This window comes from Xylanibacter brevis ATCC 19188, assembly GCF_000621725.1.
In the GTDB taxonomy this organism is placed as follows: Bacteria; Bacteroidota; Bacteroidia; order Bacteroidales; family Bacteroidaceae; genus Prevotella; species Prevotella brevis.
Genome location: NZ_JHXM01000018.1, coordinates 25,023 through 51,380 on the forward strand (window position 1 = coordinate 25,023; position 26,358 = coordinate 51,380).

The window sequence follows — 26,358 nt, forward strand, 5'->3', positions numbered from 1 at the left end:
ATGATAAGGATATACGATTATACGAAACAAGTGATCAAGAAGTTGGCTGTCGCCCTGACCATGCTGGTATTTGGTGGTACTGGCATGTGGGCACAAGACTATTCTGGTGTATATTATATTGCCAATGGCAATGGTTACAATGCAGACACTCCTGCCAATAATTTCTATCTGGTACCAGCCACAAACGCGGACTACACTACGGGACAGCCACATCTGACAACAGCAAAGACTAGACAGGTGGAAAACAGTTGCTGGATGGTGGAGAAAGTAGGCGACTACTACCATATCATCCATATCCCCGACGGCAAGTATCTGACGGCCAACCCCGCCTACGAAAGCTCTACGGAAAATTCCGTAGGTCGTTTGAGGGTACACCTCGAAACAGTCACGACACCCGGCAATAATCATCTGTTTGAAATCAAAACCAACGGCAGTTCCACCGGCCCCTTTAACATCAGACATAAGGATATGAATGATGTCGTCAACAAGAAGACAACGACCTATCTCGATCCTGCTGGTGGTAATCAGGCAGGAACTGACCTCACTAATTATCGAACGATTGTCACCCCTTCTGGAACCGTCAACATTGGTGGTGGCGTCGGTTATTGGACTGACGAGGATGCTGCCAGATGGTATTTTGAATCGGCCATAACGATTACAGCGCCTACCATCACGAACAATTTCGATGGTACCTTCACCATTACAGCCGCTGCTGGTGCCGCTATCTATTACACCACCGATGGCAGCACGCCGACCATGTCGTCCTATACAGGCACTGGTACTACCACGGTCAACGTCAGTCAGACGGAGAACATGCGTGTCATCAAGGCCATAGCCAAGCTGGCCAGCGATCCTTACTCTACGCCAGCCCGCACTTATGAACTGCCTGTCTGCGAAAAGCCGATCATATCGATTCATAGCAGTAAGATTATGGTGACGTGTGGTACAGAGGGTGCTGTCATTCATTATACCACGAACGACACACCTGCCACGTCGGCATCGCCGGTTTACAGCGCTCCCGTCGTCTGGAGCAGTTCCACGGTCTTCAGGACTGTTGCCACCAAACCAGGCTATGTCATCTCTGCTGAGGCTGTTCTTCTGCCTCCCACGGAGGTGTCTTCTTCCAGCGATATTACGGATATGACGGGCAATTATATCCTGGCAGACAATTTCACATCGACGGCCCCCATCGGCACCTCCGACCATCCTTTCAGTGGAACGATTGATGGCAACATGGTGGTGGTGTCGGGACTTGACCATCCTTTCATCGCCTATGCCAATAATGCCATGATCAAGAATGTCATCCTCGACAATGTCAGCATCAGTGGTGGCACGAATGTGGGCGCCATCTGTGCTGAGGCTACCGGCACCACGCGCATCTTCAACTGTGGCGTGCTGGCCACGGGCAGCACGGTGGAGACCGATAAGGATGGCTATAACAGACTGACCAACTGCAGCAGTACCGTCAGTGGCAGCAACTACGTGGGCGGACTTGTAGGTCTGCTCGACGGCAGTGCGCGTGTCATCAACTGTTTCAGTTATGCCCATGTGTCGGGAGGCAGTTATGTGGGTGGTATCGTGGGCTACAACAGCGTGGCAACGACATCGGCCAACCTCAAGACCATGGTGATGAACTGCATGTTCTATGGCGAGGTGAGCGGTTCGTCGGCGGCACCGATCTACAACGGTAAGGTAATCACCAACCGCAGTGATCAGTCGGGCGTCAGTAACTTCAACTACTTCTGGGCTGGTGCCTCTTATGTTCAGAACCGCCATATTGATGTCTATAACTGCGCCCTCTCGGCAGAGACCCGCTTCCTGCAGCGCTTCGAGTTCTTCCGTCCGCTGCTGAACAGCAACCGTGCGCTGGCAGCATGGTGGGCCACGGGCAGCAGCGAGAATGTGGATGATATGATGAAGTGGGTGCTGGAACCTTCGCAGATAGGTAGTACGACGCCATATCCTATTCTTAAAACACCAGGCAAGTATTCTTCAGTGGTTAATATCGACGCAGACCATGCCGAGGCCTTTGCCAGCGATGCTGCTACCAGGAAGACACAGTATAACCAGGGACGTAAGTTCGGCACGCTGATCATCTACATCCAGAACGCATCGAGCGGTGCGCCTGCCGGTGCCAATATCGAGGTGCCCTCGGTCACACCCAATATCACCGACAAAGACCCAGCGCACTTCAATTTCAACTACTACAAGGTGCAGTTGCCCTATTACAACGATGTGGGCTCGAAGAACTATACCAACAATAAAGTTGTGACGGGCTGGAAAATCGTTGCCATCAGTGGTGGCACACATAGCTTCTCTACCGGTTCCGACGCAACGGCAATAGTCGATGCGAATGGCGACATCACGCTGACGACACCTTATAACTTTGCTGATCGCAAGAGCACCGACAAGGACTTGTATAGTGTAGGTGAGCGTGTGTTTAGTCAGGGCGCTTACTTCGATGTGCCCGAGGGCGTGACCTCCATCACCATCGAACCCTATTGGGGCAAGTGTGTGTATGTGGCTGACGAATATCCCGACGTGGTTTACAACCAGGCCATGAACAATGGCACACCGGCCTACGTGACCACCGTTGGCGACGGAGCACGTTACTCCAATGCGGTGGCCTACAACATCAATGGCAGCAGTCAGAACGTCTATACAACGATGCAAGCAGCTGTCACAGCACTGGCACCATCTGGCTCTGTTTACGATAATGCCATCGTGCTGGTGGGCAATGTGCATAGTCTGAAGCTTTCAAGCGAGGCCAAAACGCTGCCCTATACCATCATGTCTATCGACCTGGATAAAGACAATGAGCCCGACTATTCCTATATCCTTCGCTTCGACTCTCGTAAAAGAGTGCATCCCGTCAGAATAGACTTCCTGAATGTCATTGGTCTGGGTATGGCTCAGAAATCCTTTGGCGGTACGGGTACCTATAATCTGGGTATCATGCAGCCCTACGGATGGTTTGAATGCACCAACACGGGTCTTTTCCGTGTGACGCAGTTGGAGTACGACTACCTGAACATCAATGTCGCTAACTCCGGCAGAGCCGAGAGCCCGATGATTCTGCAAGGTGGCGTGATAGAGCAGTGGGTGACTGTCGGCGGTGCTGAGGTCTATCACCATGAGGCCGAGTCGGTGACCTACTACCACGTGGGTGGCAATGTGTGGTTCAAGGAGTTCCACATCGGCGTGCACCAGGATAAGACGCAGGAAAACTTTGTCAGTCCGCATCCGCCCATCTCGGTTACAGGTGGTGATTATGACATCTTCTACCTGACGGGCTACTATAACAGTCCTGCCAACAAATATGCCGATAATGCCGAGTGCTATATCAATGGCGGCCGTTTCGACAAGGTGGCCGGTACAGGCATGCAGGGCATTGGCGCAGCTGGTGGTGCCGACGATACGGGCAACATCGTGTGGCAGATAGATAATGCCGATATCAACGAGTTCTATGGCGGTGGTATCAATGCAGCCCATATTGCCGAGGGCAACATCGTGACAGTCATCACCAACAGTCGTGTGGATCAGTTCTGTGGCGGTCCGAAGTTTGGCGATATGAACAGTAATAAGAAGGTGGCTACCAATGCCTCCAACTGCATCTTCCGCACCTTCTTCGGCGCTGGCTATGGCGGCAACTCTTATAACCGCCGCTATCCTCAGAACCAGAACAAGGTGTCCAACATCGACTGGAATGCCTGGGTTTCTGGTAATAATGGCATACAATACAGATATAACGCCTCTGGCGTGGAGTCGCGCATCGACTATCAGTTTATCCCCATGTCTGACAACGCTAACAACGTGGCCCGTCTGTTTGTTGACTATGTCAGCTTCTCGCTGGCTACCACGCGCGACGTCACCTCAAAGCTGACAGATTGCACCATCACCACCAGTCCGCTGGGCACGCTCGACCTCTTCAGTCAGTGTGTGGGCAACTTCTATGGCGGTGGTAACCTCGGCATGGTGGCAGGCCCTGTCAAGTCCACGCTCACCAACTGTGTGGTGGAGGGCAACGTGTTTGGCGCAGGCTACTCGGCCAGTCTGCCACCAGTGGCAGTGATGGACGACCACTTCCAGACGGAGCCTTACTACGACGTGAACCTGGGAGCCTATCTGGAGGCTGTGCTGCCTTCTACGGTGACCTACACCTGGCAACACCGTGATGTGGTCAACTCTGCAGCGACGGCTATTGACAGAACCAACCACATCCTCTATACGCCTGTGGATCTGACCAACCTTGGTGTCGTCACGGGTGATGTGACGCTGACCGTAGATGGTCACACCACAGTCACTGGCGGCAAGGTGATGAGTGTCACGAAGAGTGTCTTTGGCGGTGGCGAGGAGGCCAGCGTCATTGGCGACACCTACGTCACGGTGAGCGGTGGCGCCATCGGTGTTCAAGGCCTGGGAGCCGCTGTCTATGGCAACGTCTATGGTGGCGGTAAAGGAAAGGTGGACGATAAGATGGCCGGACTGGTGAAGGGCAATACGCACATCCTCATCAACGGTTCGCCCAGGATCTATCACAACGTCTATGGTGGTGGTGCCATCGGTTCGGTGGGCGACTTTACCTACAGTGGTGAGACCGGATTGCCGGCATCGCTGCGTACCAGCAATACGGGTGCATGCCATGTGACGATCCTGGGCGGTCAGATTGGTACCACGGGTATGAACAATGGTATGGTGTCTGGCGCTTCGCGTGGTGATGTGTCTGTACCCGGCGACGACGGCGTGGATCCCTACGACCAGATGGCGTGGGTCTATGAGACGCATGTCACCATCGGTACCTCTGGTTCTGCTACCGGACCTGTCATTACGGGCTCGGTCTATGGCAGTGGTGAGAATGGTCACACGTTTGCCGATACCGACATGAAGATATACAGTGGACTGATAGGCGTCCTGGACCGTAATGTCAATGGTGGTCCGCGCTATCCCCACCGTGGTAATGTCTATGGTGGCGGCTGCGGCACCGATACGTATGTCAAAGGCGGAAAATACTACTATAACCCCATGTCGGGTCAGGTGTGGGGCAACACTCACGTGCAGATCTTTGGCGGCCATGTGGCTCACAATGTCTATGGCGGTGGCGCCATGGGTACGGTGGGTAAGTATGCCTTTGTCGATGAGGCTTATAACACGGCCCATCCCGCTGCTACACTGCCGCTGGGCAAACCCTACGAATGCTTGTCGGGCGGCCTTTGTCAGGTGACGATTAGTGGTGGCTTGATTGGGGCCACGGGGGCCACCATGACAGCCGAAGGCGGTCCTGATGACTTTGGGCATGTGTTTGGTGCTGGACGAGGCGAAATGCACGATCCTGCTTTATACCCGAACCTAGAGGTGGCATGCTATTTCAATACGACACAACTCACCATCAGTGATCAGGCCTTGGTAACGGGTTCTATCTATGGTGGTAGTGAGAGTGGTCATGTGTTGGGAAATACCAATGTGATTATCGCAGGCGGACAGATTGGTTGTGGAGTGGGCACCGATAGGGCTTATTCAGATTGGGATGCTGAGACATTGGCACCCACAGACCACTGGCCTTTCGAGCATAATGGCCGTCCTCACGACCAATATGCTGATGCAAGTGGTAACTATCCAGAGATGCCTGCCGACGAGGATGGACCCTCGGCTCGTGGCGGCTATCCCAGTGCCACCGATGGCCATACGTTCTATGGTAACGTGTTTGCCGGTGGTTCTGGCTACTATCCTTATGCACCAGGCAAATGGCTCCGCTCTGCCGGTCGTGTGGAAGGAAATGCGAGTGTGACCATCAGTGGCGGTCATGTACTGAACAACGTTTATGGCGGTTGTGAGATGGCCGACATTCTTGGCTCTGCCACGGTTCTAATGACGGATGGTACTGTAGGTGTACCACGCAGTGCTGCCGATATTGTTGCCAATCCTGCTGTAGGCCATATCTATGGTGGAGGCATGGGCGACAAACGTATCTTCTTTAATACCAGTACCAATGTAGCCTCGACGTCTGTCAACGTACTCGGTGGCAAGGTCTATGGCTCAGTCTATGGTGGTGGTGAGGATGGTCACGTGTTGAACAATGCAGTGACAACGATTCGCCAAGCAGATAATGATATTGCTACAGTGATAGGTACGGTAGGTACTACGGGCTATGATGGTAATATATTTGGTGGTGGACAGGGCTCTTCTATGGCTTTGACTTCCGGTGTTGTTGGAGGTAATGCGATTTTGAATGTTCAGGATGGTACGATACTTGGCTCTGTCTATGGTGGTGGTCGTATTGCTTCTGTCGGAACCTATTTCGCTATGGCAACAATCATTGATCCTTCATCTGGCGAGGAAGTGGATAATCCTGACTATGGAAAGATGCAGAGCGGCGATGACCATGGCGTGATTACCGTCAATCTCACGGGAGGCACTATCGAACAAAATGTCTATGGTGGCTGTATGGGAACAACTGAAAACGATAGTCTGGGTGTTTCAAAGAATGTCACAGTGAAACTGAATGAGAATGTGGCAGACGATGCTCGCGGTTGCGCTGTGAAGGGCTTTATCTTTGGTTGTAATAATGTGAATAGCTCTCCTCAGGGCGATGTCTTGGTGCATGTCTATAAGACTCAACGTGCAGGACAGACACGTATCACCAATCCTGCGGAAGGTCCGCAGACGGCTAAAGTACCAGGTACCAAGAGTGCCGATGGCAATTTTGTGCTGGAGTCATTCGATGTTAAAGCTGTCTATGGTGGTGGTAACATGGCAGCTTATATGCCATTGGATTTAGCTAATGGTTCTACCCATGTGATCATTGATGGTTGCGACCGCACCAGTATTGGACAGGTCTATGGCGGTGGCAATGCAGCCTCAACACCTGCTACGAATGTGGAAGTCAATGGAACTTTCGAGATTGGCGAACTGTTTGGAGGCGGTAACGGAAAGGATAGTATCGTCGTTAACAACATAAAGAAAAAGAACCCAGGCGCTAATGTCGGTTTCCTGGACTACTCCGATGTTGAGAATGATGAACGATGGGATACAAAGGAGGAAAGAGCAACAAATGCCGATTTCATTGCCCGCTACTCCTATGGCAGTGGTGAGGCTGCTGTTAATGTCAAAGGTGGCACTATTCATCGTGTCTTTGGTGGATCCAATACGAAGGGTAATGTGCGTAAAACAGCTCTGACAATTCTTGAAGAGGTTGACAATAATGGCATACCTCTCTGTGCTTTCCATGTCGATGAGGCTTATGGTGGCGGTAAGAGTGCACCGATGGATGCAGAGGCTAAACTGATTATGGCATGTATCCCTGGTCTGACCGAAGTCTATGGCGGTGCTCAGGCAGCTGATGTCTTCGACGATGTGACGTTGACGATTACCAACGGTAACTTCAATCGCGTGTTTGGCGGTAACAATATCAGTGGAACCATCCGTGGTAAGATTACTATTAACATTGAGGAAACTGGCTGTAGGCCTATTGTCATTGGCGAACTGTATGGTGGTGGCAACGAGGCAGGCTATTCTGTTTATGGCTATAACGAGGACGGATCTCTGATTGAAACTGCTTCTTCGCCTTTGTATGGCGACCCTGAAGTTAATGTCAAGTCGTTTACCAACATAGGCACCATTTATGGTGGCGGCTATGGTACCAATGCTGTGATGATTGCTAATCCCACCGTCAATGTCAATGTGGTGCTGGGTGACTATGCTGTTGATGGCCGGATAGGTACGATTGGTGATGTCTTTGGTGGTGGTAATGCTGCTAAGGTGATTGGCAATACGCAGGTAAATATTGGTACGGCTACGGGCGAAGATATCAACATGATATCACTTCCAATCCTCGATGCTGATGGCAATCCTGTCTTGGATGCAAACAATAAGCCTACTTATACTAAGAAAAGAGTTTTGGGCGCTAATATCACAGGTAATGTCTATGGTGGTGGTAACAATGCCGAGGTAACAGGCTCTGCTAATGTAACCATCGGTAAACAAGTCCCATAACAGCACCCATCATTACGCCTATTGCATCGGCAGCCAAGTCGAGCCATTCGCCTGAGCGGTTGGCGGTGCAATAGGCTTGAACCAGCTCAATCACTCCTCCCATCACGGTGGGAGCCAGACATGCCCACAAGATCAGCTTGCGGGCATTGATGCTATGATGACTGCGCAAGTATTCCCACCAGATGACTGCGCATGTGCCGCCATACATCACAAAGTGGGTCCATTTATCCAGGAAGTTGATGCTTGGCAGCTCCATCTCCTCGGGCGGCATAAACCAGATAGAAAGATACCATACCAAGGTGATGCAGAGCAGAGACAGTGGGTATTTCTTGATGAGTAATAGCATGTGAAAAAGTCTTTTGATGTGCATGTAGCATGCAAAATTACGAATTATTCCGTAATCCTGCAACATGAGACAATGAGTTTTTCTGTTTGATAGTGCCACGATGACGTACCAGTAGTGCCACTTCAGTGTGCCAATAGTGGCGCTTCGGTAACTTTCGACTTAAGTCGTGAGATCTTTCGACTTAAGTCGTGAGAACTGTTGACTTAAGTCGTGAGAACTGTTGACTTAAGTCGTGAGAACTGTTGACTTAAGTCGTGAGATCTGTTGACTTAAGTCGACAGTTGCCAAAGTGGCGCTGTTGAGTTGGAAAAGTGCCACCGTTTGGTGGACAAAGAGCTCGTGTTGGATAGCAATAGCAGAAGTCTTGTTGGGGAAGACAAAAAAAAAGTGGAGCACCGTCATCACTTAAGGATGGTGCTCCACTTTTTAATTATAGATGGGCGATGGCTTTAACGCGTGATCTTCATGATGCGTGTCTGGCCATTGTCGAAGAATATCTGCTGGAAGTAAACACCTTCCGACATGTTCTTCAGATCGTGCTTCGTGTAAGCCTTTGTCGCATTTGCTACCTGACGACCACCTGCATCGTAGAGAACTACCGACTTGATGGTCAGACCATTCAGGGCACTGGCAATGCTTGTGGCCTCGTCGAGCTGCAGCACGTATGGAGCAGCTACGCTACCCATGTTGGCATCAGCCTCGAACAGCTCGGTCTGTGTGAGGTAGTACTCGCCCTCGGTGGTCTTCACCACGAAGGTCAGCATGTCGGCCTGACCCTTCTTACCGTCGATGACGATGAAGTGCTTGCCGTCTGTCACAGCCTGGCCTGACAATCCGCGCAGGTCGGTGCCGGCGTAGATGCTTACCTCGGCATCCTCAACCAGTTGGTCGCCGTCCATCACCGTGGCAATCATGGTCATGTTGTCTCCATGCTGGTGGGTGCGGAGTCCGTTGTGCTGAGCCACGCGGCGTGCTACGTTCTTACGTCCGCTTACCGCAGGCTTCGGATAGGTGAAGGTCTTGTTGGTAGCAGCTTCAGACTTGTAGAGGTAGCCCTCGCCAGGTGTCACAGCAGTCAGGTTGCCCACCCAGTCGCCATCGGTGTAGATAGCAAAGGCTGTCTGGCTCTTCACGATGTCGCCTTCCTCAGGCTGTGCACCGGCAAAGGCTGCAGAAAGGCCGTTGGATGCCTGTGCAGGATATCCAATCCATGACCAGCTGTTCTTGTTCAGCGTGATGCTGGTGTTGGTAGGATCGGTAGGCGTACCAATGAAGTTCTCCTTATAGGCCGTCTTTGCATTCAACTTGTACATGATAGAACAGTCAGAGAAGTTCATGTTACCATGCCAGTTGATGATGGTGTTGCGGCCGTCGGTCAGTGTGTAGATGGCGTCTTTCGCATCCTTGAAGATCACCGAAGGATTGGCGTTGACAGGTGCAGCATAGAGTGAGAACCACTTCCAGCCAGCCTGGCTCATAGACAGATCCTGCTCGATCTCGTTGGTCGGCGTGAAGATGACGGGCTTCTTGAAGGTGCCTACGGCCTTGTCGGCGCTGAAGGTATAGGCTTCCGTATCAGAGAGGCTGACAGCAGGATAGATGATGCCTGTGCTGGCGTCATAAGCCTTGTAGGTCAGTTCGGCATCTTCCTTGCCGTAGATGCTCATCATCACCATATAGCTGTCGTAGCGTGACAGATACTGTGGATGTGCCACACCCACGCATTCCGTACCGCGGAAGGCAGCCACCATATCCATAGGATCGCTGCTCAGCAGATTGTCAATCTTCAACTGTCCTACCACGGTCATCGAGTGCTCGTCGGTGGTAGCTACCCAGTTGGGAGCATCGCCTTCAGAGGTGATGGTGATGTTCAGCGGTGTGGCAATCTCCTGCGAACCTGCCAGGTAGATGGTTGTCTCGTAGGTGCCGATAGGCAGGCCATCAGCCACAGCGAAGGTCAGCGTCTTAGATGTCAGTGGCGACAGTGTGCCGGCCATCTCGTTGGTCTCAATCCATTCAGGCATGCCGCTGAGACTCCAAGTCTCTGTCTGAGAACCCTGGTTCTCGATCGTTGCGGTGAAGGTCTTAGGCTCCTTGCCTGCCTTCGTCAAAGCAATCTCTTGCTCTTTCCACTTCAGGTTGTTCTGCTGCACAAATACGCTCCATGAAATGGGGTCGCAAACGTTTCCGTGCATGTCCTTCACGCCCTTCACGGTGAGTGTGATGTTGCAACCTTCCAGTTTGTAGGGCTGCTCAGTCAGGTTCACCTTGATCTGGCGTTCGCTAGCCACGAAGTTGAACTGTACGTTAGTCAGCGTGGGCGCCTGTTTCAGAGCTGCGGTGTTGTCCTTGCTAACAGAACCAGAGGTAGCCTTGGCACCGGCGGTGAAGAAGGCCAGCTCAGCGGGTTCGCCTGCCAGGCTCTTCATGGTGCTGTTGACCACCAACTGACGGTAGGCATCCAGCTCGCTGCGCTCCATGGGGTAGTAGGCCACCAGTCCGGCCTCGTCGGCCTTCATGCGGTTATACATATTATTCTTGATGACATCGGCTGTGCGACGACCCTTCCAGATGCGCACCTCGTCGATGGCACCCTTCAGCAGCTGGTCGTAGGTGTACAGACCCTGTCCGTCGATGCTCTTGCGGTGAGCACCCAACATCAGCTTGTCGCCGTAGAGGGCAGGCACTGCAGAAGCCGACAGCATCTTGCGCTGCTGACCGTCCACGTAGATCACGGCACCGCCATTAGCGCCTTTCAGCACGTTCATAGCAATGTGGTGCCACTGTCCATCGCGCAGATCCTTGTCGAGAACTGTTGCGACGCTGGTTTCGGTGCCAGCAGTGGGCAGCTCGATCTCCAGCTTACCTTCAGCATTCAGGCGCAGATCCATAGCCTGGGTGCCCAGCACAGAGGCCTTACCGCTCTGTTGCTCGTTGGCCTTGAACCAGGTCTCTACCAGATAGTCGTCGGCCTCGGTGGTGTTCAGTGTTGAGATATCCACGGTGGCAGCCTTGGTGCCGTCGAGTGCGACAGCGTAGTTGTCGCCATTGATCCACCATGCGTTTGTGCTTGGCAGCGTGATGTTGCGGCTGCGAGCCTTGTCAACAGCTACCTCGCCATGACCTTCGTCCAGAGGCCAGTAGCCAATCAGACCACTGGTGAACTGACTCTTTGTGGTGTACATCTCTGCCTGAGCCTGTGCCATAGAGCGACTGTCGTTCCAGATGGTCAGCTCCTGAACCTTTGCGGTGAGGTTGTTGCCACCCACGACAATAGGACCATTGCCCTGGTATGCGTCGATCTTTTCGTTTGTGATCAGTGATACCGTGGCGGCATCCTGTGCGTAGCCAGCGCTCACGGTGTTGTCGTCGGCATTGTAGCTGACGTTCAGGTACAGCCACTTGTTGGTGGGCAGAACGGCATCAGACTGTGCCTTACTGTCGTTGACAGCTACCACGAGCTTACCATTCACAATGTCAATAGAGAAGTGGTTGTCGTTGGTGCCGTGCATCAGCACACGACCATTGTTGCTGTAGTTGATCCACATGCCAGTGCTGAACGACTTGCCGCTTAGGTTCATCGTATTATCTGTCTTCGCAGCATTCTCGCCTGTCAGGCTCAAAGCCACGTCGTGGGTCACCTCCGTCTCGTTCAGAATGCCGGCAACGGTGAAGTTGTCTGCGCTGTTCAGGATAGAACCCTGGATATCCTCGTTGAACGTGATGGCCAGGTCGTCGCCAATGCCCAACACACCGCTTGAAGGTGTAGGAGTAGCAATCAGCATAGGACGAGACATGTCACGTGTGACGGTGATCTCTTCGCTCTCGTTGTTCACCTCTACGCCTCCCTGCATACATACGGTAATGGCGCGGAAGATGTAGGTCTTGTCGGCAAAGCGCGTCTTGTCGCGCAGGTCCACAATATAGTCGAGGGTGTTGGTGCCTTCGAGTGCTGGCAGCAGCAACAGGTTCTTGTCGGCAGCCACGCGATCGGCATCCTTAGCATATTCCTGCAGCGTGATGAAGTCGGCATCACTCAGAGACTTGTACTGCAGACGTATGCCCTGCAGCGACGCCATCGAGTAGTTGTAGCCACTGATGCTCAGTTTCACAGCGCTCTCGGTGTCGCTGTTCACCAGCGTGTGCGTAGAGCTCAGCTTGATGTCCGAGCATGCAGGCTGGAAGAATACAGAGAACTCAGTAGTATCGGCAATCTCGGGGAATACGCCGGTATCGTCGGGCTGACACTGTGATGAGATACGTACCTTGACGTTCTTGTAGTTCAGCACGTCGAGGTTAGACTGCTTGATGCTGAACGTCTTGTACATCGTCTCGCCGGCACGAACCATGATGGCATGTCCGCCCGTGATGTTCAGACCATCCATTGTCACCACCAGACCGTCGGGGTTCGACTCGGGCACCACGTTGATGTTGTACCAGCCGTCTTCCTTCGTGTCGGAGTTGTTGCGGATAGCCATGACAAGCGTACCTACACCACCGGCAGGAATACCAGTCACGAGTTGTGACTGTGCTTCAATCTCGGGCTTCTCAATCTGTACGGTCTTCTCGGAAATCACTGTTCCGGGCTTGTAGTATTCGGTCACCACCTCGTCCTCATAAGGACAGCAGGTAGCACCGCCGCGTGTATAGAAGATAGGACCGAAGCCGTCGGGAGCATCAAACACGTCCACTGTCAGGTAGTCATCGTCACCGTCTTCTACTAGCGAGTAGGAAGTGGTCACGGTCTCTGTCTCTTCAGTCTCCTGCTCCTCGGTGATGGTCACACCGACTTTCTCTTCCACGTGAACGCCCAGACCGACACCGGTGAAGCGGAAGCCTGTCTCAAGACCGATGATGGCATTGATCTCCTGCTCCTCCTCATTCTTGGTGGTGCTGGCTTTCTCGTTGGTCGTAGATACGGTGATTGAAGCACCGGCATCAAACGAGTGGTTCTCTTTCAGATACTTGGTGCTGTTCTGGATGGCAGTTACCTTAGCCTCCTCGTTCTTGCGAAGTTCGTTCTCCCATTTGTTGATCTGCAGATTATAGAAGTTCACCTTGTCCTGGTAGTTGTTGTTCTTGTAGTCCTCTGGCAGAATCATGGTGTATGAAGGACCGCTGTAGATACCATCCTTCAGCTTGTCGAACGTCACGGCCTTGTCGCCCCATACGTCTTTGTCGTTGTTGCTTGTTCCGAAGTTTGCATCGTCTTCGTTCAGCAGCGTCACATAGATAGGATCCTCGCCCTTTTTAGGACGTGCCACACTGGCGATGTTGTTTACCTTACGAAGCAGTCCGTTACGCAGCGTGATGAAGTTAGGAATCAGCACACCCGTGATATAGTTCTGTGTGTAGGCAAAGCCTGTTGTAAATTGATCGCCGGTGGCCAGTGCTGCTTCCATGCTCAGCTTAGCCTTGTTGGCAGTCTCGTCCCAGCGGATGTCCACAGCATTACAAGCACCGAAGATGATGTTCTTCGACGAACCGATGAACACGTCGCCTACAGCACCCACGAAGTCAGACTCGCCACTGGTAGAAATATCGCGAGTAGCAGTGATGGTGGTCGTTGTGCCATGGGTGTTGCCCCATTTCACGTTCACCTCGGCACCAGCCTCAATGTTAACCTTGCTTTCCAGGTCTTGGATTACCATGAAACCGATACCCTCGGCAGTAGCCTGCTCTACACCTGCATAGATGGTGGTGTTGACGCTGGTCTCCGAGTGAGGCTCCACGGTCACGCTCTTCGACTTAGAAACAGAAGAGCCTCGGCTCCATGTAGCTGATGAGCCTGTTCCGGGAGGATCGCGCAGCACCATCAGGATTTCGTCAGGACCTTCGGTCACGAAGTTGTTGCCCGTAGGCAGACCGCCCAGCACAATAGCCTTAAATGAGTTGTTGCCGCTCCAGCTCTTTTCGATGCCGCCAATCTCATACGAGATAGACAGACCGCGAGTGTAAGGCGACTGGATGTTAGGATAACCGACGGTGAACTGATAAGTAGCCTGACCCACAGAGTCCAGTTCCAGTTCGTCGTCTTTCATCTCGTGCACCTCGCCGCTCAGCAGTACCGAGGTCGTTGCAGCATATTGGTTCTTGATGGTCACCTTGCTGCCAGCCAGTGGCACCTCGTCAACGATAATCTCCTGCGCATTATCCTTATTCTCGTAGCGCTCGTAAGCATGGATGTCGTAGGTATAGGTGTCCAGCTCCTGGTAAACAGGATAGCCAAAGGTGTAGTTCACACGACCATTATTATCTATGGTGTAAACCTTCACGTCTCTTTCCTTGCCGCTCAGATCCTTAATCTTATAGTCTTCAATACCGAAGGCACCATTCTCGTGCTCCTTCACCTCGATGGTCGATTCCGAGCGATATTCCAGCTTGGCACTGGCCTGGTAGTTAAAGCGCTCATAGCCATTGCTGCCGTTCTCGATAGAGTCGGTATATACAATGCTTGGGTTGCTGGCATCGATGGTGGGCAGTGAGAAGTCGCTCTTGGTAATAGCATTGTTAGATGGGATGATCACCTCGCTGATGACGTAGCGCAGTGGTGGCAGCATGGCTGCCCACTCGCCGGTCTCGGCATCTGTCTTCACGGTGATGAAGTTCTTCTTGCCAGGAACAGAGGCCTCACCAAAGGCGGTGTCGAAGATGCGTGCGTTCTCGTTCACATTGTTGTTGCTCACCGTCGAATTAGGATCGGGGTCGGCCAAGTTCAGCAGTCCGATGTTCTCGTTCTCAAGACTCAGGGTGAGTGTGGCCTGACCGATGTTGTTCTTACCTTGATACAAGCCCAGAGGTTTCTGGTTTTCAAGGTCGCCACCAGCCACACGTCCGGCAACCATGACGAGGGTGTTGTCATAGAATGTCAGTCCTGTCTTGGCACCGTCGAAGTTCTCACGTCTGCCGATGCCGTTAGGATCGTTAGGATAGCGTCCATCGTTCACAAAGGTATGACCGTTCTTCTTCACCTGGATGAAGTGGTCGCCAATGGGTACGTCCAACTGGTAGTTACCCATAGCGTCTGTCTTCACGGGCTCGCCGTCCTTTGATGCCATCAGACCATCCACGTAGAGATAGGCGTCGGCCACGGGAATGCTGGTATGTTCAAAGTACACCGTACCGCTGACGGGGAATGAGCTGCTGTCCTCGAAGTCCACACCCGAGTGAACCAGTGAGTTCAGGCTGAAGAAGCGACTCTTGTTCGTGGGCGAGAACTGGTGCACACCCAGAGAGGGAGTGATCACGTAGCTCGTACCCTCGCCCGAGAAGCCTACGCCACGGATGGTGTAGTTACCATTGTCGTCGGTATAGGTCATCAGGCTCAACTGGTCCTCGTCGGGCACATCGGTCTGTGTCAGTGCTGTACCATTTACCAGTCCATGGTTACCGTTGTTAATGCCGTTCTGCTTACTGAAGTCGTAGGCCACGGGCTGTCCGTTCTCGATGCCCTCGTCCATAGGCCAGTAGATAACAAGACCCTTCTCTGAACCCGACAGCGTGTGGTTGAAGTTTTTGCTGATTTCTGTTTCGTCAAGCGCTTTCGAGAAGAAACGGAATTCGTCTATCTGTCCCTTGAAGTTATTGGTAGCATCAAAGGTGGTGTTGTTACCCAGTGTCAGTTTGTCTGTTGCGCCGCTCTTATTCCAGTTGGGCTTTTCTACCTTCTTCTGACTTTTCTTCAGCACGTTCTTGGTGTTGACCACATAGAAGTTGAGTGAGTCGTTGTCATAGACCACGCTCAGCTGGTTCCAGTCGTTGGCACCAATCGAATCTGTTGACCATGTCTCTGTGCCGTTGATCTTAGCACCCACCTGGTAGCGCTGGTTGGCTGAGTCGTACTTCAACAATAGGGTAAATACATCTTTAATGTTTAGCAGTTGGTAAGCCTTGTTGTTTTCGGTCATGCCGCCGTTGAAGTTGCTGGCCTTGACGTACATCTGTGCACTGAAGCTGCCGTCCAGCATCTCATTCAGTTTCTCGCTGCTGGCCAAACACTGAATACCCGTCTCGCTACCAGTCAGCTGCAGTGAGCGGAAATTGCTCTCGTTCTGGCCGTCGGCATTGCTGGCACGCATCGTGATTTTCACGTCCTGTACGGCAGTGCCCGAGTTGAAGCTCACGCGACCGCTTACCACACCCGTGGCCACCGAGAAACCGTCGGCGGTCTCTCTGTCGCTTTCGCTCAACTGGTTGTTCTCGTCGTATTCGCGTAACAGCACACGATACTCGTTGAACGAGCCCGGCAGTGCTGTCTGGTCCTCGTAGCTATAGTCAGCAGCAGTGCCGCTGGTGGTATAGATGTCAACGTAATCGCTCTCTTTCTCGCTGCCCAAGGGACGACGTTGTACGGTGAAGTAGGTCGTTGATGTTCCTACCTGATCCACGGTCCACTGCAGTTTTACGGCATTGTTGTAGTTACCGCGTGAAGCCGTGAAGCCCGTAATCGTAGAACCGTTCAGACGAATAGTAGCATTGCCACTATTCTTAATGTTCTCTTCCACCTCCATCTTCAGTCTATACCAGTAGGTGTGGTTCGACTGCAGAGCGGAGTTGTCTGTGTAGCTTCCAGAGGTAGTCTTGTCGCTCTTGATGTCTATCTGGTCAATGTCCACCCACTCTGGCTGCTTGCCCACCTGAGGAGCGTTTGCACGTTGGATGTAGAGCGTGTAGATATTTGTACCACTGGCATCCAGAATGTTGCTGTGTGTCCAGTTCAGCTTGATTTTACTGTTTTCCTCCTTGACTGTCAGTGTGCCGAAGGTGAACGTCCTCTTGAAGTCATGACTCAGCGATGCCGTGTAGGTCAGTGCATCGGCTGGTGTGGTCAGATACCACGAATCGGCAGCAAAGGCCACCACATAGTTCAGTGTCGTGTTGTAGGCCACGTCTTTCAGGTCGTCCGTGTAGGTGATTTTCGATGATTTGTAGGCCACCTCGTCCAGTTTCTGTCCGTTGCGGAAGATGTACCACTTGCCGTTTGTCTTTGTGTTCTGTGTGGTCTGTGGTTCCCATGACAGGGTAATCTTCTTTGAGAACGAGTTAGAGTTTGCCACGCCGAAGTTCTTTGGCGTAGGATACTCATTGCCCTTGTTCAGTGTCACCCTCTGCGACTTTGTCTCAGAGTCGCCAGCATAGCTATTACCTTTTACATAATAATATACTGTATAGTTGCCGGGCTTTTTAGCTTTCATCTGATTAACGTCAGATGTCCACGAGCCGTTGTCCAGCTTGTACATCACGGTACCGTTGTTCGTGGCACCGGCTGTTTTGATTAAGTTCTGGTCACGGCAGTCGTAGGTCAGACTGCTGTACACCTCTACATCTGTCGTTGTGCGACAGGTCTTCGAGGTAGTATATTGATGCAGGTAGATATATTTGCCGCCAGCACCCCTGTTCATGTCGGCGGCCGAACCGCTGCCATTCCATCCCACCGAGCCCGAACTCTCGTTATTCACTGTGATGGTTGACACGGCGCGCTTGTCGCTGAAGTTCGTTCTGGTGTAGAACAGGTGGATGTCAGAACCCTTTGCATTACTGTTCAAGTTACCATAGATGTTCTTGAAGTGGCTGCCACCGTCGTAGGGCGCACGGTTATAGGTGCGTCCGTTGAATGTAGCCGATGATCCATGCTGGTCATAGCTCAGCGCTAGGTCTGTGATGTACCCGCCGTTGGTGTTGGCACGGCTGCTCTTTTTGTAGGCCAGCCAGATCCAGTCACCGCCAGCACCATCATTCAGGTCGTACTTGAGCACAGTGTAGCCTTGGCCGCTGTACTTTGTGGCCATGGCCTCCACTTCACCAGCACTACCGCCCAGCACGATCACGTCTGTCACATACTCGGGCCAGGTGTCGGCCATAGCCGACTGCACTCCTGCCACCGAAAGCAGTATCATGACAATGCATGACATCACATGCCTTCCAAATAGCGAGTGCCGCCAATTGAATAAATGAGTTTTTTCCATAAAAAGGTTTGATTATGATTAAAAAGTTATGTTTGTTGATGTCTTCTTTATTATAAGGTTGTGGTCTTCTCTCACTTGATGACTACCTTTTTGCCCTCAACGATATAGATACCCTTCTTGGGTTGTTTTACCAGGCGTCCTTGCAGGTCGCGACAAGCAGGCTTCTCTTTGATGGCAGACGTGTGGATGCCGTCCACATAGTCGCCTTCTATGGTCAGGATAAATGGTGTGTCGCCTCCCACGATGTCGTTGGTCTTGAACGGAATCACCACGTTTTCTACCTCGGCAATCTTCGGATTCTGAAAGTCGTTGCCATAGATCACCTTGAAGTGAAACGTATCGCCCTCTTCGCCGCGAATGGTCAGCACACACAGGTGGTTGTCTTCCGCTATCGACCTGCTGCAGTGTCTCAACTGGTTGCTCTGGTCATAGACGGCCACCTCATAGTTTTCAATAGGTTTGCTGTTCTTACGAAGTTGCACGCGTACCAAGTAATACTCAGCATTGGCCCAGGTGCTTGGTTGCGTAAAGTCTGGGAAGTAGGTGGGCCTGTCGTAACAATTGTCGTACTTGCCGTGTGAGTCGGCCTGACGGTCCCATGCAATTGCATGAGTGGCGCACAACATCACTGTTGCCGCCAGAAAAAAGAGTCGTTTAGCATTGTTCCGTATCATAAATCTTCTCTCATATAGTTTTCTCTATTCTTGCATATCCGGATTTCTAGTTATTTATAAAGCATACTTCTTCGTTAAGGAACTGTTGTTGACTTTTATAGTCTTTATTTCTTTCTATTTAGTGTTTAATGGTCATTGTTTATTACGCGCTGCAAAGTTAAATCAAACTTACCAATAGGGGGATTGAAAATGGTACAAATAGATTGCAAATAATTAAAATAATGTTGCATTTTGTGTTTATAAACATTGCAAATTGTTCAAAAAACGCAAGAAAGTGTTCTTTATTCTTTTTAAGAATGTTGTGGAAAGTTTACGGTGAAAGCATAATTTTTTTATATTTTTTATTGTTTGTATGTAAAATTTTAGTATCTTTGCAGCATAAAACGTAAACCTAAACACTCACAAGATGAGCTCTTTGCCTCAAACGTATTATTATGGATTGGCAGCAGCGGTCTATCTAACAACTTGCATATCGTTTGCTGCTATTCGTTGGTTTCACACTTGTCGTGCTCCGCGCGAGCAGCGCTCATACATTTGGCCAGACCGCAAACTTCAGGTGTTGGTTTATCTGTGTCCTCTGGTCTTGTTGCCTTACGTATTTAATCCAAACGATTCATCTGCTTGGATGCTGATGAAGTCCTATTTCCCCGCTACCTATTTTTTCTATTGTGGAATGCTGATGCTCTGCTTTGTCGGTTCGGTCAAGCAAAGGGCCCAGTGGAAGAACATCAGTTGGGCAGCTGCCGTGATAGTGGTGGCCACGATGCTGATTCCTGTGCTCAATGCGTGGTTGCCATTCAAGTGTATGAGCAATGAAGGCATGGTTTTGTGGCATTATGTTATTATGATCGAGGGCGTTGCCATGATGGGCTACTGTGGAATAGCCATCTGGCAGGTGGTGTTGTGGATTATCGAAGCCCGCGATGCCAACTATTCCAATCCCGACGATCTACCTTCCAGCTATGGTCGTCTGATGTGCATCTTGCCCATACCGTTGATACCTATGGTGTGGCCTGCCTACATACTCGACTCCAGGACGGTCATGGCTATAGAGCACCTGTTGCTGGCCGTTTTCAATATTGTGTTTCTCATTATTGTCTTGCCCGCCTGGCGTCGCGATGTCCTCCTCTCCAATTCTGATACCGATGATGATAGTGTCAGCGATGAAATCGCCAACGATGAGCATGAAGGCCCAGAGCTAGACCATCGCCTGAACATGATTTCTGAGGAGATAGAGCTTTATGTGCGTGGCGAGAAAGCCTTTCTCGACCAGCATCTGAAAATCATGGATGTGGTGAGGCACACGTCGTATAGTCGTACCTATGTTTCGCTGGCTTTCCAGCGCCATTTTGGGTCTTTTGCCAACTATATCAATGGCTTGCGCCTGGACTTCTACGAGAGATATGTGGCTGAGCATCCTACAGAGACCAAGGAAGCAGCAGCTCAGGCTTCTGGCTTCTCTTCTTATAACGCCTATTATCGCGCCAACCAAAAGCGAAACAATTGAAAGACAGATTAAGCAGGTTGTAACAATTTGTGCTCTTTCTTGGATTCTTTTGTGTCAAGTTGAAGGTCCAGACATGAATTTATTTAAGAATTATTACCCGTGTTTCATTTTTTTTTCCTACTTTTGCATCCGTTTTTAACAGGATACGAGAAATGAATCAGACGGAAAGAGCAAGTTTCGGAAGTAAGTTGGGCATTATCCTTGCCACGGCCGGTTCGGCTGTGGGATTGGGTAATGTGTGGCGTTTCCCCTATATGACAGGTCAGAATGGCGGTGCCGCCTTCATCCTTATTTATGTGGCATGTGTGCTGATATTAGGCATCCCGTGTATGCTCAACGAGTTTATCATCGGTCGCCGGGCACAGGCCAACACGGCTCGTGCCTATGCTAAGTTGGCTAATGGCACCCCCTGGCGGCTCATCGGTCTCTTTGGTGTTTTCACTGGTTTCATGATCACCGGCTATTATGTAGTGGTGTCGGGATGGTGTCTGCAGTATATCTATGCTTCTGCGGCAGGTCATCTTATGGGCGATGCCAACTATGTGAAAACCTATTTTGAAACCTTCTCGTCTGATCCTTGGAAGCCAATTGTCTGTATGCTGCTGTTCATGCTCATGTGTCATTTCATCATCTCGCGTGGTGTGGAGAAAGGCATTGAGAAGGGCTCTAAGATGATGATGCCCCTGCTTTTCATTCTGCTCATCGTGATTGCAGTAGCTTCCTGCACGCTGCCCGGTGCCAGCCGTGGCATCAGTTTCCTGTTCAACCCCGACTTCTCGAAGGTTGATAGCAATGTGCTGCTTGGTGGACTGGGACAGGCGTTCTATTCGCTCAGCGTGGGTATGGGCTGTCTTTGTACCTATGCCAGCTATTTCAAGAAAGACACCCACCTCACAAAGTCAGCCTTCCAGATTGTCAGCATCGACACCTTGATAGCCATCCTGGCAGGTCTCATGATTTTCCCCGCCTTCTTCGCCATCTATCCCAATGCCCCCGAGCTGATGAGCAATCCAAACCAGGCCAGTCAGTACTGTGGTCCCGGACTGGTGTTCATCACCCTGCCCAGCGTCTTCCAGCAGGCTTTCTCTGGTGTGCCCTTCCTTGGCGAGGTGGTAGCCCTGTTGTTCTATGCCCTGTTGTCGCTGGCTGCCCTGACCTCCCTGATGTCTCTTCACGAGGTCAGCACCGCCTTCTTCCATGAGGAACTGAACATCTCGCGTCGCAAGGGTGCTGCCCTTGTCACGCTGACCTGTGCCCTGATTGGCGTGTTCTGCTCGCTGTCGTTTGGCGATGGTCGCGAGTGGCTCGTGATTGGCGGCAAGTCTTTGTTCAACTGGTTCGACTACCTCACCGGTCAGATATTCCTGCCAACGGGCGGTCTGCTCACCTGTCTGTTCCTGGGATGGTATGTGCCCAAGGCCATTGTCAAGGATGAGTTTACCAATGGCGGTACCTTCCGTGGTCGCCTCTTTGGTATTTATATGTTTGCAGTCCGCTTCGTCTGTCCCATCTGCATCCTGCTCATCTTCCTCCATCAGTTTGGCGTGATATGAGCCTGCGCGACTATTTCTATATCAACAAGAGCGACCGTCGCATCATCCTGGCTCTCTTGCTGCTAGGCATGGTAGCCTTTGTGGCAGTAGGTGTTCTCGACGAGGACGTACCTGCCGAGACGCCCTCGTCTGCAAACGCCAAGTGGCGGGGTGGGGCAAGTCAAACGCAGAAAGCCGAACCCTATTATCAGGTCGAAGCGCACCGCGTCGAGCGCTTTCCGTTCGATCCTAACACCGCCGACAGCACCCAACTGTTGCGCTTGGGCCTGCAACCCTGGCAGGTGCGCAACATCTATCGCTACCGAGCTTCTGGTGGCATCTATCGTTCAAAGACAGACTTTGCCCGCCTTTATGGTCTCACCGTCAAGCAGTATCGCGAACTGGAGCCCTTCATCCGCATTTCTTCCGATTATCAACCAGCTTCTACGTTGGTGGCCCATGATGATGGTGCTCAGCGCGACACGTTGCGCTATACGGCAAAGCTCCACGAGGGCGAGACCGTCAGTCTGAACCTTCTCGACACAGCAGCGCTGCAGCGCGTGCCGGGCATTGGCAGCTATTATGCCCGTCGCATCGTGGCCTATGGGCAGCGACTGGGTGGCTATGCCAGCGTCAAGCAGTTGAACGAGATTGACGATTTGCCTGCCGATGTCCAGAAATACCTGCAGGTGACTGGCGATAGCCACATCCGGCGGTTGTCCATCAACCATCTTTCTCTCAACGAGTTGCGCCGTCATCCCTACATCAACTACTACCAGGCCCGTGCCATCATCGACTATCGCCGTCAGCATGGCACCATCACCGACCTGCAACAGCTCTCCCTCTTGCCCGACTTCCCGCCCGAGGCTATTGCTCGTCTGCGTCCCTACATCAGTTATCAGTAGGGCTATCGGGAAAAATGCATGGTATTTATTTGGGAAACCCAATATTTTTTCGTATTTTTGCCACATGAATACTTTTACCAATCAGAAAACTATTGGGTAAGATGATAATGTGTAATGTTAGACAATCCGTCTCTCTGCTACTTTTGTGCTGCGCCTTTTTGGCTTGTAGTACCACAAAAGTGGTGTCAAATAAAAAAGCTTTTTCGTCAGAGAATAAAAGCATCGTTATCTTCTACGACAACGATGTTCATGGTGGTATCGATGGCTATACCAAGATAGCCGGCCTGCGCGATGCCGTGAGTCAGAGCGATACCGCCTGGGTGGCAGCCGTCAGCTGTGGCGACTACCTCTCTGGTGGCGTGGCTTGTACGTTGAAAGAGGGCCTGTATATCGCCAATATCCTATCCAGCACGGGCTATGACGTGCTGACGCTGGGCAACCATGAGTTTGACTTTGGCGTGCCCCGCCTCATGGAGCTCGTGCCTCAGATGCATGCCCCCGTGGTGTGTGCCAACCTCTATACCCTCGATGGAAAGCAGCCCATGTTGCCGCCTTACGTCATGAAGCAGTATGGCAACAAGCGTGTGGCGTTCATCGGTGTGACCACCCCCGAGTCAATGACGCTCGAAGGTTATGCCTTCTACGACTTAGACGGTCGTCAGCTCTACGACCTCCGCACCGCCGATTTCTATCAGTTGGTGCAGCAGGTGGTCGATCAGGTGCGCCGTGAGGGTGCCGACTATGTGGTGGTGCTGTCGCATCTCGGCGAGGAAGATGGCGAGACGGGCATCACCTCTCACAGCATGGTGGCTGCCACCCGTGGCATTGATGTGGTGCTCGATGGTCATACACACCATGTCTTTGTGCGCCAGGAGGTGCAAGACCTCGATGGAAAGTTCGTGCCCATCACGCAGACAGGCACTCAGTTTGCCAATGTAGGCAAGTTGGTCATCACCCGCGATGGCCGCTTCGTCACATCGCTTCTGCCCTGTGCCGACATTCCTTACAGCAGTGAGAAGGTCTCTGCCACCATCGACAGTGTGAAGACCGACATGCATGAGGTCACCTCGCGCCAGCTTTGTCAGTTGGACTATGAGCTGACCATCAACGATGACAAGGGCGAGAGGTTGTGCCGACTGGCCGAGACCAACCTCGGCGACCTGGTTTCTGATGCTTATCTCGATTTCCTGGGTTCCGATATTGGCCTGATGAATGGCGGCGGTCTTCGCAACAGCATTCCCGCTGGTACCGTCGGCTATGGCGATGTGGTCAATGCCCTACCATTTATTAATAGGATGTGCGAGATTGACGTCACAGGCCGTCAACTGCTCGACATGCTGACGAAGTGCACCTCCAGTCTGCCGTTGGAAGATGGTTTCTTCCCTCACGTGTCGGGCATGACCTACACCATTCATGCCAAGCGCCATGCCGTCACCGATGTGATGGTGCGCAACCGCCAGACGCAGGCCTTTGAGCCCTTGGCACTGGACCGTCATTACCGCGTGGCCACCATCGACTATTATTCACGTGGTGGCTTCTACGACATGTTGAAGAGTTGCCCATTCCTTGTTTCAACAAAGGTGCTTAACCGTGATTGTGTGGCCGACTATATGCTCAAGCTCACACCAGCCGATATACAGCGCTACCGCACCTCGCAACAACGTATCACCATCGTCAACGATTGATTTTTCTGCGGTTTCATCGGTAAATATAGTTATTTATCCAACCTTCAGACCTCCTTATTACAAATGAAACAAAACCTTACCACAATATCGAAACACATCTTTCAAGATATGCTCCGTTCATGGATTCTGCTGACGCCTGTTGTCGTCATGACCATGATGGCGGGGTGCACTGGCTGCAACTCCGAGCATCCGACACACAAGCCACAAGCGTCCGACACACTCTACACTCGCGACGCTGCCATGAGAATCTATGGCTATCAGCCCGAACGCGCCTTGCAGATTCTGGACTCTGCCGTCATCGTGGGCAATCTGAAAGACTGGCAGGCCGACCAGTATCGTGCACGCATCTATAGCTCAACACAGATGTACGACGAGGCCGACTCGCTACTTGGCGGCACGGTCAATGCGCGCCTCGTCAAGGCACGCAGAATCGGCGAGAGACTGCTGAAAAACGACTCTATCAAGGCCGACAAGCGCAACTTGCTCGACGTGCTTGAGGTGCTGTGCAACACAGCTCGCATGCAGAACGACACCACCCGCTGGATTCGTCGTTCGCGCCAGTATGTTGACCTGTGCCACCTGATGGGCCCCGATCAGCAGACCAACGCGCTGCGCACCGAGGCTGAGATTGGTGCAGCACTCTGTGCTATGGGGCGCCATGCTGAGGGTATGGCCAAGATGGACAGCGTGATCTACGAACTGGAAGCTACCTTCCACAGCGAGTACGACCGCAGTGCCTTCAACGAGCTCGACGCCCTCATCATTGCCTGCAAACGAAAGATTGTGCAGTTGGGCGTCAACGAACAATATAGCGAGACACTGCCGCTGGCACGCCTGATTCTGGAGCATCTCGACGACTACGAGCAGCACCCGGAGATCTATCATGATGGCTGCGATCGCGAACCCGAGACCGACAAGGAACGCGCCGATTATATACGGTTTTATCGGGCTCAGGCCGAAAACTATATAGCTGCGGCCTACACCTCGCTGGGCGATCAGGGTAACATGCTGGCGGCTTTCGAGAAGATTGAGGATGGCGTCCGAAAGGCCACGGCCCGCGAACAACTGGCCTACTATCAGGCTTTACAGCAGCGCATTGAGTCCGAGCATCAGCACGACATAGCCCGTAAGGCCATGTATTTCTCTGCCTGCATTTGTGTGCTGTTACTGTTGCTCATCATCTTTGTGGTGGTTGTGGTGTTCAAAAGCAGGGCCATCAGTCGCAAAAACATGATCCTGGCTCAGCAGATTGCCGAGACCGTCAACTATCGAGAGAAGTATTGGGAAAACATGCGCACCGAGATTGAGTCGCTGCCCGAGGTCACCAATGATGATACGTTGACCGACGAACAGCTCTTTCAGCGTATCAACGATGTCGTGGTGCGCGAAAAGCTCTTCCTCAACCCCCACTTCGAGCGTCAGTCCATCATGGAGCGCTTCCATCTGTCTAAGGATCGTGTGGGCAGCATCTTCTCCAAGGGAAGCAAGTATGGCCGCATCAGCAACTACCTGCAGCAGCTCCGTCTTGACTATTCGGCCATGCTGCTGGTGACGCACCCCGATATGAGTATTGTGCAGATTGCCACCGACAGTGGCTTCAGCAGTACGTCGTATTTCAGCAGTAGCTTCCGTCAGCATTTCAGCATGAGCCCTTCTGATTTCCGAAGAGATGCGCTGAAATCGGCCAATAGACATTAACTCATTTCGCTGTTCTGAGTTCTTTGAAGGTGTCGTGGTAAGCGATGCCCAGGCTAT

Annotated in this window: 9 protein-coding genes; 6 read left to right on the top strand and 3 right to left on the bottom strand. The window is 52.0% G+C overall.

What is annotated here, in order from left to right:
- Positions 1–7,989, top strand: coding sequence for an FN3 associated domain-containing protein (locus tag T433_RS0109975; RefSeq protein WP_081778448.1), 7,989 nt, complete (start codon positions 1–3; stop codon positions 7,987–7,989).
- Here the strand turns inward: T433_RS0109975 and T433_RS0109980 are convergent.
- From T433_RS0109980 to T433_RS0109990, 3 genes are all read right to left on the bottom strand, one after another.
- A complete protein-coding gene (locus T433_RS0109980) occupies positions 7,958–8,335 on the bottom strand; it encodes a VanZ family protein (RefSeq protein ID WP_027455694.1) in 378 nt (125 codons plus the stop codon). The two genes, T433_RS0109975 and T433_RS0109980, sit on opposite strands and share 32 nt — an antisense overlap.
- A 449-nt stretch (positions 8,336–8,784) precedes the next feature.
- Complete coding sequence (locus T433_RS0109985) at positions 8,785–18,246, bottom strand: LamG-like jellyroll fold domain-containing protein (protein ID WP_162164197.1); 9,462 nt, start codon at positions 18,244–18,246, stop codon at positions 8,785–8,787.
- 125 nt (positions 18,247–18,371) lie between these two features.
- The gene (locus T433_RS0109990; protein WP_155808471.1) at positions 18,372–18,974 is read right to left on the bottom strand and encodes a hypothetical protein; all 603 of its coding nucleotides are present in this window, start codon (positions 18,972–18,974) and stop codon (positions 18,372–18,374) included.
- A gap of 406 nt (positions 18,975–19,380) precedes the next feature.
- Here T433_RS0109990 and T433_RS0109995 point away from each other — a divergent pair, with 406 nt between their 5' ends.
- The 5 genes from T433_RS0109995 to T433_RS0110015 all read left to right on the top strand — a co-directional run bounded on the left by T433_RS0109995 (position 19,381) and on the right by T433_RS0110015 (position 26,301).
- Positions 19,381–20,481 carry a helix-turn-helix domain-containing protein gene (locus T433_RS0109995; RefSeq protein ID WP_052357078.1) on the top strand — a complete coding sequence of 367 codons (1,101 nt, stop codon included), beginning with the start codon at positions 19,381–19,383 and terminating at the stop codon, positions 20,479–20,481.
- Positions 20,482–20,633: 152 nt separating this feature from the next.
- A complete protein-coding gene (locus tag T433_RS0110000; RefSeq protein ID WP_027455698.1) occupies positions 20,634–22,034 on the top strand; it encodes a sodium-dependent transporter in 1,401 nt (466 codons plus the stop codon).
- Positions 22,031–22,918, top strand: a complete 888-nt coding sequence (locus T433_RS0110005; protein ID WP_027455699.1) for a ComEA family DNA-binding protein — start codon at positions 22,031–22,033, stop codon at positions 22,916–22,918. The genes T433_RS0110000 and T433_RS0110005 overlap by 4 nt, the downstream gene beginning before the upstream one ends.
- A 182-nt stretch (positions 22,919–23,100) precedes the next feature.
- A complete protein-coding gene (locus T433_RS15160) occupies positions 23,101–24,603 on the top strand; it encodes a bifunctional metallophosphatase/5'-nucleotidase (RefSeq protein ID WP_162164198.1) in 1,503 nt (500 codons plus the stop codon).
- A gap of 63 nt (positions 24,604–24,666) precedes the next feature.
- Positions 24,667–26,301 (top strand): helix-turn-helix domain-containing protein, encoded by a 1,635-nt coding sequence (locus tag T433_RS0110015; protein ID WP_027455700.1) that lies wholly within the window; start codon positions 24,667–24,669, stop codon positions 26,299–26,301.
- Positions 26,302–26,358 lie beyond the last annotated feature (57 nt).